Source organism: Phycicoccus sp. Soil802 (genome assembly GCF_001429605.1).
Lineage (GTDB): Bacteria > Actinomycetota > Actinomycetes > Actinomycetales > Dermatophilaceae > Pedococcus.
Genome location: NZ_LMSS01000006.1, coordinates 237,217 through 250,734, shown reverse-complemented (window position 1 = coordinate 250,734; position 13,518 = coordinate 237,217). Strand labels below are relative to the sequence as shown.

The following is a 13,518-nucleotide window of genomic DNA, read 5'->3' as shown; positions in this document are numbered from 1 at the left end:
AGGGAGACACGATGAGCAGGGGCACGACCACGCAGGCGACCTCGACCGGGATGCATCCCGCCGACAGCCACGACCTGATCCGCGTCCACGGCGCCCGCGAGAACAACCTCAAGGACGTCAGCGTCGAGATCCCGAAGCGTCGGCTGACCGTCTTCACGGGGGTCTCGGGATCGGGCAAGAGCTCGTTGGTCTTCAGCACCATCGCTGCCGACTCGCAACGGATGATCAACGAGACCTACAGCGCCTTCGTCCAGGGCTTCATGCCGTCCCTGGCGCGCCCTGACGTCGACCTCCTCGAGGGGCTCACGACGGCGATCATCGTCGACCAGGAGCGGATGGGGGCGAACCCACGCTCCACCGTCGGCACCGCCACCGACGCCAACGCCATGCTGCGCATCCTGTTCAGCCGGATCGGGGACCCGCAGATCGGACCACCCACTGCGTTCTCGTTCAACGTCCCGACCCGCAAGGCCAGCGGGGTGATGAGCACCGAGAAGGCCGGCGGCCGGGTCGAGAAGGCCGTGGTCCAGAACCAGGTCTACCTGGGCGGCATGTGCGCCCGCTGCGAGGGGATGGGGTCGGTCTCCGACTTCGACCTGACCGCGTTGTACGACGAGACGAAGTCGCTGCTCGAGGGCGCCCTGACCGTGCCGGGCTACTCGATGGACGGCTGGTACGGGAGGCTCTTCGAGGGCATGGGGCTGCCGATGGACAAGCCGATCGGCTCCTTCACCAAGAAGCAGCTCGAGACGATGCTCTACGCGGAGCCGACCAAGATCAACGTCGAGGGCGTCAACCTCACCTTCGAGGGCGTCATCCCCAAGATCCAGAAGTCGATGCTGTCCAAGGACGTCGAGGCCATGCAGCCCCACGTCCGGCGGTTCGTGGAGCGCGCCATCACCTTCCAGACGTGCCCCGAGTGCGAAGGCACCCGGCTGAGCAAGGAAGCCCGGTCCTCGCGGATCAAGGGGAAGAACATCGCGGACCTCTGCACGATGCAGATCAGCGACCTGGCGGCCTGGGTCCGCGACCTGGACGAGCCCTCCGTCGCACCGCTGCTGGCAGGGCTGCAGCACGTGCTCGACTCGTTCACCGAGATCGGCCTGGGCTACCTCTCCCTCGACCGGCCGGCCGGCACGCTGTCCGGGGGAGAAGCGCAGCGCACCAAGATGATCCGCCACCTCGGCTCGTCGCTCACGGACGTCACCTACGTCTTCGACGAGCCCACGATCGGCCTGCACCCGCACGACATCGAGCGGATGAACGAGCTCCTGCTCCAGCTGCGCGACAAGGGCAACACGGTGCTGGTCGTCGAGCACAAGCCCGAGACCATCGCGATCGCCGACCACGTCATCGACCTCGGTCCCGGCGCCGGGACCGGAGGCGGCACGGTCTGCTTCGAAGGGAGCGTCGACGGTCTGCGGGCGAGCGACACCACCACCGGTCACCACCTCGACGACCGGGCGGCGATCAAGGAGGTGGTGCGCGCGTCGACCGGCGCCATGGAGGTCCGCGGCGCCTCGACCCACAACCTGCGCGACGTCAGTGTCGACATCCCGCTCGGCGTGCTCTGCGTCGTCACCGGTGTCGCCGGCTCGGGCAAGAGCTCGCTCATCCACGGCTCCGTCGCGGGTCGTGACGGGGTCGTCGTCATCGACCAGGCCGCGATCAAGGGCTCCCGCCGCAGCAACCCGGCCACCTACACCGGCCTGCTCGAGCCGATCCGCAAGGCGTTCGCGAAGGCGAACGACGTCAAGCCGGCTCTCTTCAGCTCCAACTCCGAGGGCGCCTGCCCCACCTGCAACGGCGCTGGCGTCATCTTCACCGAGCTGGGGGTGATGGCCACGGTCGAGTCGACCTGCGAGGAGTGCGAGGGCCGCCGCTTCCAGGCTGCGGTGCTGGAGTACACGCTGGGGGGCAAGAACATCGCCGACGTGCTGGACCTGTCCGTCACCGAGGCCGAGGCCTTCTTCGCCGACGGGGACGCCAAGACGCCCGCCGCCCACAAGGTGCTCGACCGGCTCGCCGACGTGGGTCTGGGCTACCTCAGCCTGGGCCAGCCGCTCACCACCCTGTCTGGCGGCGAGCGCCAGCGCCTGAAGCTGGCCGCGCAGATGTCGGAGAAGGGCGACGTCTACGTCCTCGACGAGCCCACCACGGGTCTGCACCTCGCCGATGTCGAGAACCTGCTCGGCCTGCTCGACCGGCTCGTGGACTCCGGCAAGTCGGTCATCGTCATCGAGCACCACCAGGCCGTGATGGCACACGCCGACTGGCTCATCGACCTCGGCCCGGGCGCGGGGCACGACGGTGGGCTGGTGGTCTTCGAGGGGACACCGGCCGACCTGGTCGCCCACCGGTCGACCCTGACCGGCGAGCACCTCGCGCTCTACGTCGGGTCCTGACCGGGAGCCGGGAGGACTGACGCGAGCCGGGCCACCGCCTCGGGCACCTGCTCGACGGTGATCCGGCGGAACCCCATCGCCAGACCCGGTCGCGGGGTGGTGCCCTGGAACCGCACCGACACTGGTTCCAGGGCGACCCCGGCCTTCGCCGCGTCAGCAGCCACGGCCACGTCGTCGACGGTGCGGTCGGTGAAGTAGGTGCACACGTGCAGGCCGGCCGCCGAGGGCAGCACCTCGAGGACGCCCTGGGGGAGCGTGGCCAGGCCGTCGAGCAGGGCCTGCCTGCGCCGCGCGTAGAGCTTGGTGACCTTGCGGACGTGGGCGGACAGCAGTCCCTCGCCCATGAACCGGGCCAGCGCCCCCTGGGTCACCGCGTCGCCCTGCCAGTCGGTGAGCAGCTTGGCCTGGCGCAGGGTGTCCTGGAGGGACCGTGGGGCGATGAGGTAGCCGACCCGGAGCGAGGGCATGAGGGTCTTGGAGAACGAGCCGACGTAGACCACCCGACCGTCCCGGTCGAGGTTCTGGAGGGGCGCGAGGGGCCGGTCCTCGAACCGGAACTCGCTGTCGTAGTCGTCCTCCACGATGACGACGTTGCGCCGAGAGGCCCACTCCAGCAACGCGATCCGGCGTCTCAGCGACATGACCGCACCGGTCGGGAACTGGTGGGACGGCGTCACGTAGACCATCCGGGCGGCGCGGGGGAGGTCGTCGACGACGAGGCCCTCCTCGTCGACCCGGACCGGTCGCACGGTGGCGCCGTGCGAGGCGAAGAGCCGGGCGGCGGCCGTGTAGCCCGGGTCCTCGACCACGACGACATCGCCCGGGTCGAGCACGGCCCGGGCCACGACGTCGAGGGCCTGCTGGGCGCCGTTGGTGAGGAGCACGTCATCGGGGCTGGCCACCACCGACCTGGCCAGGCCGGCATACCTGGCGACCTCCGCCTGCAGCCCCGGGTGGCCGCCGCCCTCGTAGGCGGAGGCGGCGAGCAGCGACGGCCGCAGCGTCGCGGACACGAGCCGGCGCCACACGGCGAGGGGGAAGAGCGTGGTGTCGGGCCCGCCGACCGACAGGTCGAACTCGGTGGGCGCCGCGTCGGGCACCGGTGCTGGCAGTGCCGACCACACCTGCCTGGGGCGCAGGTCGCCGACCGGCGCCCGTCGGGCCCGTCGTGGCTCGATGTCGGCGCACACGAAGGTGCCGGCGCCGACCCGGGTCACCAGGAATCCCTCGGCCGTGAGCCGGTCGTAGGCCGTGGTGACGGTGCCGCGGGCGACGCCCACTGACGACGCGAGCTCGCGACTGGGCGGGACCCGCTCACCGGCGGCCAGCCGTCCGTCGAGGATGGCCTCCAGCAGCTCGCGGTAGATGGTCGCGGACCGGTCGCCGGTCGTGTCGGGATCGAGGTACAGGTCCACCACCACAGGGTAGGTCGTGGACCGGACATTGGCCCAATCAGATGACCAAGGAATGGACCTTCTGACCGGGCCAATGAGCGGCCAGGCTGGTCCCATGACGACGACCCCGACCGCTCCGGCGACGACGCACGCTCGGCTGAGCATCCCGCAGGGCACCGCCCTGTCGATCGGCGCCGTGCTCGGCACGGGCGTCATCACCCTGCCGGCCATCGCGGCCGGGATCGCCGGACCGGCGTCCCTCGTGGCCTGGGCCGCACTGGTGGTGCTGAGCATCCCGCTCGCCTCGACCTTCGCCGCGATGGGTGCTCGGTTCCCCGACAGCGGGGGAGTGTCGACCTACGTGCGGCGGGCGTTCGGTCCGCGGGCCTCGGCCGCGGTCGGCTGGTGCTTCTACTTCGCGGTCCCGGTGGGCGCTCCGCCCGCATCGCTGATGGCGGGGCACTACGTGTCCGACGCGGTGGGCGGCGGGCGCACCGTCGCCGTCGCGGTGGCCGCGAGCCTGATCGTGGGCGTCGCGCTGATGAACGCCGCAGGCCTGCGCCTCTCCGGCCGGGTCCAGCTGGGGCTGACCGCGGTGCTCGCGACCCTCATGCTCGTGACCATCGTCGCGGCCCTGCCCCGGGCGTCGTGGGACAACCTGCAGCCGTTCGCGCCGCACGGCTGGGGGGCGGTGGGCTCGGCGGCGGCGCTGCTGGTGTGGGGGTTCGCCGGCTGGGAGGCGGTGGCCTCGCTCGCCGGTGACTACCGGCGCCCGGCTCGCGACGTGCCCCGGGCGACCGCCATCGCGCTGGTGGTCGTCGGCACCCTCTACCTCGCGCTCGCGGCGACCAGCCTGATGGTGCTCGGGCCGGCCACCGGCTCGAGCGAGGCACCCCTCTCCGACCTTCTCGCGGCGGGGGTCGGCGGCGAGGTCAGGGTCGTCACCGCAGTGGTCGCGGTGCTGCTCACCGTCGGGGCCATGAACGCCTACTACGCGGGCGGCTCACGGCTGGGAGCCGCACTGGCCCGCGACGGTGCGCTGCCGGCATACCTCGCTGTGGGCGCGGGGAAGGACGGGGTGCCGCGGCGCAGCCTGGCCCTGATCGCCGGGCAGTCCGTGCTCTGGCTGGTCGCCTCGGAGGTGCTGCACCTCGGGCTCACGCCGCTGATGCTGTTGGCCACCGGCTGCTTCACGCTGGTCTACGTCCTGGGGACGGCGGCGGCCGTGCGCCTGCTGGAGCGCGGCTCGCGAGCCTGGTGGACCGCCGTGGTCGCACTGGTCTCGGTGCTGGGCCTGCTGGTCATGAACGGCTGGCACGTGCTCTGGGCGCTCGGGGTCGCCGCCGCGGCGGTCGGCTACCAGGTGTGGCACGACCGTCGGCGGGTCGTGGCAGGCTGCGTGCATGGGTACGACGAAGCGGACCTCGGGGCAGGTCCAGATCGGGACGCCGGGCGGGACCGCGGAGCGGCCGGCGACGTTCTTCTCGGGGCCTGAGGAGTTCGCCGCGTGGTTGGCGGCCCACCACGACAGCGCGACCGAGCTCTGGATGGGTCTCTACAAGAAGCACGTGCCCGACCGCGGCCTGACCTGGGAGCAGGCGGTCATCGAGGCGCTCTGCTGGGGCTGGATCGACTCGGTCGCCCAGCGGATCGACGAGGACACGACCCGCCAGCGCTGGACCCCCCGCAAGGCCACCAGCAACTGGAGCGCCATCAACATCGCCGCCGTCGAGCGGCTCAAGGCCGAGGGGCGGATGCAGCCATCGGGGCTGGCCGCCTACGCGCTGCGCCGCGAGGACCGCTCAGGCATCTACTCCTACGAGAGCGCGGGTCAGGTCGAGCTGCCGCCGGAGTATGCCGCGCGGCTGGCGAGCGACCCGGCCGCCAGTGCGTTCTGGGAGATCGCGACACCGTCGTACCAGAGGCTCGCCATCCACTGGGTGGTGACCGCCAAGCAGGAGGCCACCCGCGACAAGCGGATGGCCCAGCTGGTGGAGGACAGCGCGGCGGGGCGGCTGATCCCGAGCCAGCGCTACGGCACCCAGCCGAAGTGGGTGGAGCGGGCCGCCGAGGCAGCGCGGGCCACCCGGCCGTAGGCTCGCCAGCGTGGCGTACAGCGCAGTCGACCGGGAGCGTTGGGTGCGGGAGGACCCTGCCACCAAGCGCGCCGACCGAGACGACTTCGCCCGCGACCGGGCCCGGCTCGTGCACTCGGCGTCGCTGCGCCGGCTGTCGGCCAAGACCCAGGTGGTGCAGCCCGGCGACGACGACTTCGTGCGCAACCGGCTCACCCACAGCCTCGAGGTCGCCCAGATCGGCCGGGAGTTCGGGCAGGCGCTCGGCTGCAGTGCCGACGTCGTCGACTCGGCCTGCCTCGCCCACGACCTCGGGCACCCTCCGTTCGGCCACAACGGCGAGCGCGCCCTCGACGAGGTCGCGCGCGACATCGGCGGGTTCGAGGGCAACGCGCAGACCCTGCGGCTGCTGACCCGGCTGGAGCCCAAGCGGGTCCACCCGGACGGCCGACCGGCCGGGCTCAACCTGACCCGGGCGACCCTCGATGCCGCCACGAAGTACCCGTGGCGCAGGGGCGAGGGGGAGGGCGGTGCAGTGGTCGGCGCGAGCGCGAAGTTCGGGGTCTACGCCGACGACCTCCCGGTCTTCGAGTGGTTCCGCGACGGCCGGCCCGACGGGCAGCGGTGCATCGAGGCCGACGTCATGGACTGGTCCGACGACGTCGCCTACTCCGTGCACGACGTCGAGGACGCCATCGCGTCCGGCCGGCTCGACGTGCGACGCCTCCGGGACCGCACCGACGTCGACTCGGTGCTCGCGGTGGCGACCGGTCTCTATGCCGCGGACCTCGGCGTGGATGCCCTCGGTGCCGCGCTGGAACGCGTGCTCGCCAGCGGGGCCGTGCCCACGGCATACGACGGGTCACGGGTGGACCGGGCGGCGCTCAAGGACATGACCTCGCGGCTGATCGGCCGCTTCGTCCACGGGGTGGAGGTGGCCACCCGCGAGCGGCACGGCGACGGGCCGCTGACCCGCTACGCCGCCGACCTGGTCGTGCCCGACGAGACCCGGGCCGAGTGCGCCGTGCTCAAGGCCGTGGCCGCCCACTTCGTCATGCACGCCCAGGAGCGGGTCGACGTGCTGAGCCGGCAGCGCGCCATCGTGGCCGACCTGGTGGCCGGCTACCAGCAGGACCCGGTCGGACGGCTCGACCCCGACCTGCTCGGCGACTGGAAGGCAGCCACGGACGACGCGGAGGCGTTGCGCGTCGTGGTCGACCAGGTCGCGTCGCTGACCGACGTGCGGGCGGAGTACCTGCACCACGCCTGGTCCTGACCTCCGGCTGGGGAAGGTCGGCCACCCGGCGTCCCGACCACCTAGACTCGACCGCGACAAGGAGGGCCAGTGGCGGGTCGGATCAAGGCCGAGGACGTCGCGCTCGTGAAGGAGCGTTCGTCCATCGAGGATGTCGTGCGCGAGCACGTGACCCTGCGACCTGCCGGCCCGGGCTCGATGAAGGGGCTGTGCCCGTTCCACGACGAGAAGTCCCCGTCGTTCAACGTCCGTCCGGCCGTTGGTGCCTGGCACTGCTTCGGCTGCGGCGAGGGCGGTGACGTCATCTCGTTCGTCCAGAAGGTCGAGCACCTCACCTTCAGCGAGGCGATCGAGCGGCTCGCGCAGAAGATCGGCCTGGAGCTGCACTACGAGGAGGGCGGCAAGCCCAGTGGTGGCGAGTCGCTCGGGCGCCGCTCGCGGCTGATCGAGGCGCACCGGGTGGCGCAGGAGTTCTACCACCACGCCCTGCTCAACGCGCCCGAGGCCCGCGCCGGCCGCGACTTCCTGCGCGAGCGCGGGTTCGACAGCGAGGCCGCCAAGAAGTTCGGCGTCGGCTTCGCCCCGCGCGGTGGGGAGGAGCTGTCGCGGCACCTGCGGTCGAAGGGCTTCACCGACGAGGAGGTCACCCTCGGCGGGCTGTCGGGTCGCGGCAGCCGTGGTCTCTATGACCGGTTCCGCGGGCGGCTGGTCTGGCCGATCCGCGACATCACCGGAGACACCGTGGGCTTCGGCGCGCGGCGGCTGTTCGAGGACGACCGGATCGCGGCCAAGTACCTCAACACCTCAGAGACCCCCATCTACAAGAAGTCGACCGTCCTCTACGGTCTCGACGCAGCCAAGAAGTCGATCGCGGGTGACCGCAAGGCCGTCATCGTCGAGGGCTACACCGACGTGATGGCCTGCCACCTGGCCGGCATCGAGGGTGCGGTGGCGACCTGCGGCACGTCGTTCGGCGTCGACCACATCAAGCTGCTGCGCCGCATCATGCGCGACGAGGCCGACCTCGCGCCGGCTCGGGTGGTCTTCACCTTCGACGGCGACGCCGCGGGGCAGAAGGCCGCGATGCGGGCGTTCGGCGAGGACCAGCGGTGGGCCTCGCAGTCGTTCGTGGCCGTGGCCGACGGGGGCATGGACCCCTGCGAGCTGCGGATCGCCAAGGGCGACGACGCGGTGCGGCACCTGATCGACGACGCGGTGCCGATGTTCGAGTTCGCCGTCCGCACGACCATCGCGCGGTTCGACCTGACGACCGCCGAGGGGCGGGTGCAGGGGATGCGCGCCGCCGCCCCCATCGTGAACTCGATCCGCGACAGCTCGATGCGACCCGAGTACATCCGCACGGTCGCGGGGTGGATCGGGGTCGAGGTCGAGCAGGTTCAGGCCGAGGTGTCCCGCGCGCAGCGGATCGCTGCCCGGGACGCCAAGGAGGCGGCGGAGTCCCCAGCCGGGCGCGAGGGCCGCGACGGTCGGCCCGGCCAGCACGAGCGCTCGCGTGAGGCCGCCAGCCGGCCTGACGCCGACACGGTGCCGGAGCCGTCGATCGAGGAGGCCCGCGCCGCGCTGCCCACCCCCGACCTGCGCGACCCGATCGTCTTCGCCGAGCGGCAGCTGCTCCAGACGCTGCTGCAGTACCCCGACAGCTTCCATGCCGACGACGTCGACAAGGTCTCGGCCGACGCGTTCACGGCTCCCGCGCACCGGGCCGTCTTCGACGGGGTCCGTGGGGCCGGCGGCCCGCAGCGGGGCCTGTCCGTGCAGGCCTGGGCCGACCGCGTGACGCAGGCGGCGCCGCTGGCCGTGCACGGGCTCGTGGCCGAGCTGGCGGTAGCGTCGCTGCCGACCAGGTTCGACAAGGCGACCGGGCTTCCGGAGCGCCGCTACATCGACGCGCTGCTCACCCGCGTCCAGGAGGTCTCGCTGACCCGCAGGATCGCCGATGCGATGTCGGCCATGCGCCGGATGGCGACCGACCCGCACACCGACCCCGCGCTGGCCCGCAGCCTGAGCGGGGAGCTCCAGGAGCTCCAGCGCGAGCTCGCGACGCTGCGCGACCAGGCGTCCTGATGGCGCTCTCGCTGCGCCGCCCCGACCGGCTGCCCTCCGACATCCGCTCCGTGGTCGGGCTCGGCTCCGGCGAGCGGGTGCTCAGCTGGGGCCGTGAGGAAGCCAGCGGAACGACCGTGGTCGCCACCAACCACGCCTTGTATGCCGTCGACGCGGCCGGGGTGCGCACGCTCCACCGCCCGTGGCACGAGGTCGACGGCGGCACCTGGTCGGCGGAGCTCGCCACCCTCACCGTCACCTGGGTCGACGGGTCGCGGCCGTCGCAGTGGGTCCTCGGCGCCACCAGCCTGGTGCCGGAGACCCTGCGCGAGCGCGTCCAGGCCAGCGTCGTGCTGGCCCAGCGGATCGAGCTCGGACCACGCCGGACGGCCAAGGTGGCCCTGCGGCAGGACCTCGGCGGTGGCGGTCTGGTCGAGCAGGTCGTGCTCGGCCGAGGGGTCCGCGCCGACGACCCCGAGCTGGCCGCCCGCACCGAGGCCGCGCTGGTCTACCTGCGCGAGCAGGTCGGGCTCTAGGGACGTCCGGGCGAGCCTCCACCCGAGCCTCCACCCGTTTTCAGAACTGCGCGCATCCTTTGCTATGGTTGCGCAGCGCCGAACGCGGGGGACCGCCGACGGACATTCCCCTGTAGCTCAATTGGCAGAGCAGCCGACTGTTAATCGGCAGGTTGTTGGTTCGAGTCCAACCGGGGGAGCCACCCCACCCACGAGGCCCCAGACCATCGGGTCCGGGGCCTTCGTCGTCCTGCTGGGAGCGGCGGCTCAGCCGCCCGGGTTCGCATCAGCCGGTGCAGGGGCCGGCACTGCTGCGGCTTCGCGAATCGTGGTCCGGCCACGACGCGAGAGCCGGCGCTGCACCCGACCCGCGATCACGGTCAGGGTGTAGTTGATCAGGATGAAAAGGAGCGCCGCCACGATGTAGGCCGGAAGCGTGTTCGCGAACGCGGAGCCCAAGGTCTTCGACCAGATGAGCAGCTCGCCGTAGGTGATCGAGTAACCGAGGGCAGAGTCCTTGAGGATGACCACGAACTGACCGATCAGGGCCGGCAGCATGGCCGTGATGGCCTGCGGCAGCTGGATCGACCGCAGCGTCTGCGACTCTGTGAGTCCGATCGACAGTCCGGCTTCGGACTGACCCTTCGGCAGGGAGAACACGCCCGAGCGAACGAGCTCCGCGATGACGGACCCGTTGTAGAGCGTCAGGCCCGTGACGACACCGGCCAGGGGTGCAGTCTCGCTGGAGAACACGCTGGAGCGCGAGTAGTAGCCGTAGCTGGCGATCATCATGATCAGCACCGGCACCGAACGGAAGAACTCGACGACCACGCCGGACACCCAACGGATCGGGCGGATGGTCGAGAGCCGGCCCAGCCCGAACAGCAGCCCGAAGGCGATCGCCAGGGCGATCGAGATCACCGCGGCCTTCAGCGTGCCCCAGAGTCCGATCAGGAGGTAGTCCCGCCAGACCGAGCGGTCGGTGACGAACGGCTCCCACATGAAGCCCTGCAGCTGGTTGGCCGTCTGCATCTTGCGGACGACGACGTAGCCGGTCGCGACGACCAGGAGGACGCCGATGACCGACAGGACGGCGTGGCGCCGCCGGGCACGGGGCCCAGGAGCATCGAACAGGACGGAGGCACTCATCGCTTCACCGCCAGTCGACGCGACAGCGAGGTGAAGAACACCCCGAGCGGCAGCGTCAGGATGACGAACCCGATGGCGAAGATGAGGAAGACCGACAGCGTCCCGGTCTCGTTCTCGATGATCTTCTGCATCAGACCGCCCGCCTCCGCCGCCACGATCACAGCCGTGACGGTGGTGTTCTTGATGAGGGCGATGAAGTTGGACCCGAGCGGGGCGACGGCGCCGCGGAAGGCCTGCGGCAGGATCACCTCCCGCATGCTCTGGGAGAACGTGAGGCCGATGGAGCGCGAGGCCTCGGCCTGACCCACAGGCACGGTGTTCACTCCCGACCGCAAGGCCTCGCAGACGAAGGCGGCATGGTAGATCGACAGCATCACGGCCGACCAACGCAGGGCGTTCTGGGTGATGTCCTGTTGGTCGAGGTTGAGGCCGAGGATGTAGGTCAGGCCAAGGATGCTGAAAACCATGAGCAGGGTCAGTGGCGTGTTGCGGAAGACGTTGACGTACCAAGTTCCCAGCAGCCGCAGAACGCGCACCGGCGACAGCCGCATGACGGCTACGAGGGTGCCGATCACCAGCGAGCCGATGCCCGCCACGAGGGCGAGCCGGATCGTGACCCAGAAAGCCCGGAGGATCTCTGGACCGTAGTTGCTCAGGATGTCGCCCATTCAGGGATGCCTTCCGTCGCGGAGGTGGTGAGGACAGTGGCCGCGGTATGCCGCGCGCTCAGGCCGAGCGCGCGGCATACCCGTTGCGGAGTCGAGCAGGTCAGGCGCAGGCGTCCTGCTTGGGCGGGTTGGTCGCGCTGTCGACCTTGAACCCGGCCGGGCCGAGGTTGGCGTCGATGGCCTTCTGCCAGTCACCGGACGAGATCATCTTGGCGATCGCCGTGTTGATCTTCTCGCAGGTCGCGGTGTCACCCTTCTTGATGCCGATGCCGTAGCGCTCCTCCGAGAACGTCTTGCCCACGACCTTCAGCTTGCCCTTGTACTGCGCCTGAGAGGCGTAGCCGGCGAGGATGGTGTTGTCGGTGGTCAGGGCGTCGACGCCCTTCGAGACCAGGGCCGTGACGCACTCGGAGTAGGTGCCGAACTCCTGCAGCTGGACGCCGGAGTACTTCTCCTTGACCTTCTGCGCCGAGGTCGACCCGGTCACGGAGCAGAGCTTCTTGCCGGTGAGCGAGTCAGGGCCGGTGATGGTGGTGTCGTCGGCACGGACGAGCAGGTCCTGGCCGGCGATGAAGTACGGGCCGGCGAAGGTGATCTTCTCCTTGCGGGCGTCGGTGATCGAGTAGGTCGCAACGACCATGTTGACCTGGCCGGTGGAGATCAGCGTCTCGCGCTGTGCGGACGGGGCCTGGACCCACTGGATGTCTGCAGCCTCGTGGCCGAGCTCCTTGGCGACGTAGGTCGCGACGTCGACGTCGAGGCCGGTGTACTTCGCGCCCTCCTTGAGGCCGAGGCCGGGCTGGTCGAACTTGATGCCGACCTTGAACTTCTCGCCTCCGCCGCCTCCGCCGCTGCCCCCGTCCTTGGCACTGTCGCCACAGGCGGCCAGGCCGAGCGCGAGAACCGATGCGGCGGTCATGGCGCCAATCTGACGAATCTTCATTCCGTTTCCTCCTGATGTGTTGCCGCTGCGCTGGCGCGCCCCGGTGTTCAGTGCAGTGCGGTCTGATGTCGTTCTGTGTCAGCGGATCCCAGTGCGGCGGGACCCTGTGGTGGATGGGACCGAGGGGGGTGGTCCTGCGAGTGCCGGACTAGTGGGTGAGGATCTTGCCGAGGAAGTCCTTGGCGCGGTCGGACTTCGGGGCGGTGAAGAAGCCCTCGGGGTCGTTCTCCTCGACGATCTGGCCGTCAGCCATGAAGACGACGCGGTTGGCCGCCTTGCGGGCGAAGCCCATCTCGTGGGTGACGACGACCATCGTCATACCCTCCTTGGCGAGGGCGATCATGACGTCGAGGACCTCAGTGATCATCTCGGGGTCGAGCGCGGAGGTGGGCTCGTCGAAGAGCATCACCTTGGGGTCCATCGCCAGCGATCGGGCGATGGCCACGCGCTGCTGCTGACCGCCGGAGAGCTGGGCGGGGAACTTCTCCGCCTGATGCGCGACGCCGACCCGCTCGAGCAGCTCCATCGCCCGCTTCTCGGCCTCGGCCTTGGGCACCTTGCGGGCCTTGATCGGGCCGAGCGTGACGTTGTCGAGGATCGTCTTGTGGGCGAACAGGTTGAAGGACTGGAAGACCATCCCGACGTCGGCCCGCAGCTTCGCGAGCTCCTTGCCCTCCTCGGGCAGCGGCACGCCGTCGATGGTGATCGAGCCGGTCTCGAACGTCTCGAGCCGGTTGATGGTGCGGCACAGGGTCGACTTGCCGGACCCCGAGGGACCGATCACGACGACGACCTCGCCCTTGCCGATGGACAGGTTGATGTCCTGGAGGACGTGCAGCTCGCCGAAGTGCTTGTTGACGCCCTTGAGAACGACCAGTGGCTCCGTCATGTCCGGCAACCTACCCGTTTGTCGTATCTCCCTGCCTTCTCCGTCCCCATCTGTCACCCAAAGGCAACCTGAGGCGTCAGCAGGAAACTTGCGACAGCATTGACAGACATTCTTCTCAGTGACAATGTTTAGTGGCCTAGTAATGACTAGGATCGGCTATA

Annotated in this window: 11 protein-coding genes and 1 tRNA gene; 7 read left to right on the top strand and 5 right to left on the bottom strand. The window is 70.3% G+C overall.

Annotated elements, in window-relative coordinates; genetic code table 11:
- Positions 1–11 precede the first annotated feature (11 nt).
- Positions 12–2,405: an excinuclease ABC subunit UvrA gene (locus ASG91_RS15205; RefSeq protein WP_056923480.1), complete on the top strand. Its 2,394-nt coding sequence runs from the start codon at positions 12–14 to the stop codon at positions 2,403–2,405.
- Here the strand turns inward: ASG91_RS15205 and ASG91_RS15200 are convergent.
- On the bottom strand, positions 2,390–3,820 hold the full coding sequence (locus ASG91_RS15200; protein WP_056923790.1) for a PLP-dependent aminotransferase family protein: 1,431 nt from the start codon (positions 3,818–3,820) through the stop codon (positions 2,390–2,392). The two genes, ASG91_RS15205 and ASG91_RS15200, sit on opposite strands and share 16 nt — an antisense overlap.
- A 94-nt stretch (positions 3,821–3,914) precedes the next feature.
- Here ASG91_RS15200 and ASG91_RS15195 point away from each other — a divergent pair, with 94 nt between their 5' ends.
- The 6 genes from ASG91_RS15195 to ASG91_RS15170 all read left to right on the top strand — a co-directional run bounded on the left by ASG91_RS15195 (position 3,915) and on the right by ASG91_RS15170 (position 9,911).
- Positions 3,915–5,294 (top strand): APC family permease, encoded by a 1,380-nt coding sequence (locus ASG91_RS15195; RefSeq protein WP_082594219.1) that lies wholly within the window; start codon positions 3,915–3,917, stop codon positions 5,292–5,294.
- On the top strand, positions 5,203–5,895 hold the full coding sequence (locus ASG91_RS15190) for a YdeI family protein (RefSeq protein WP_082594218.1): 693 nt from the start codon (positions 5,203–5,205) through the stop codon (positions 5,893–5,895). Before ASG91_RS15195 ends, ASG91_RS15190 begins: the two co-directional genes overlap by 92 nt.
- Before the next feature lie 10 nt (positions 5,896–5,905).
- A complete protein-coding gene (locus tag ASG91_RS15185) occupies positions 5,906–7,150 on the top strand; it encodes a deoxyguanosinetriphosphate triphosphohydrolase (protein WP_056923479.1) in 1,245 nt (414 codons plus the stop codon).
- A gap of 69 nt (positions 7,151–7,219) precedes the next feature.
- The gene (gene dnaG, locus ASG91_RS15180; protein ID WP_056923478.1) at positions 7,220–9,214 is read left to right on the top strand and encodes a DNA primase; all 1,995 of its coding nucleotides are present in this window, start codon (positions 7,220–7,222) and stop codon (positions 9,212–9,214) included.
- Positions 9,214–9,729 carry a hypothetical protein gene (locus ASG91_RS15175; RefSeq protein WP_056923477.1) on the top strand — a complete coding sequence of 172 codons (516 nt, stop codon included), beginning with the start codon at positions 9,214–9,216 and terminating at the stop codon, positions 9,727–9,729. Before dnaG ends, ASG91_RS15175 begins: the two co-directional genes overlap by 1 nt.
- Before the next feature lie 106 nt (positions 9,730–9,835).
- Positions 9,836–9,911: transfer RNA gene (locus tag ASG91_RS15170), tRNA-Asn, on the top strand.
- 64 nt (positions 9,912–9,975) lie between these two features.
- Here the strand turns inward: ASG91_RS15170 and ASG91_RS15165 are convergent.
- The 4 genes from ASG91_RS15165 to ASG91_RS15150 all read right to left on the bottom strand — a co-directional run bounded on the left by ASG91_RS15165 (position 9,976) and on the right by ASG91_RS15150 (position 13,357).
- On the bottom strand, positions 9,976–10,857 hold the full coding sequence (locus tag ASG91_RS15165) for an amino acid ABC transporter permease (protein WP_056923476.1): 882 nt from the start codon (positions 10,855–10,857) through the stop codon (positions 9,976–9,978).
- Positions 10,854–11,525 carry an amino acid ABC transporter permease gene (locus ASG91_RS15160; RefSeq protein WP_056923475.1) on the bottom strand — a complete coding sequence of 224 codons (672 nt, stop codon included), beginning with the start codon at positions 11,523–11,525 and terminating at the stop codon, positions 10,854–10,856. Before ASG91_RS15160 ends, ASG91_RS15165 begins: the two co-directional genes overlap by 4 nt.
- Before the next feature lie 100 nt (positions 11,526–11,625).
- Positions 11,626–12,468, bottom strand: a complete 843-nt coding sequence (locus ASG91_RS15155; RefSeq protein WP_056923474.1) for a glutamate ABC transporter substrate-binding protein — start codon at positions 12,466–12,468, stop codon at positions 11,626–11,628.
- 148 nt (positions 12,469–12,616) lie between these two features.
- Positions 12,617–13,357 carry an amino acid ABC transporter ATP-binding protein gene (locus ASG91_RS15150; RefSeq protein WP_056923473.1) on the bottom strand — a complete coding sequence of 247 codons (741 nt, stop codon included), beginning with the start codon at positions 13,355–13,357 and terminating at the stop codon, positions 12,617–12,619.
- Positions 13,358–13,518 lie beyond the last annotated feature (161 nt).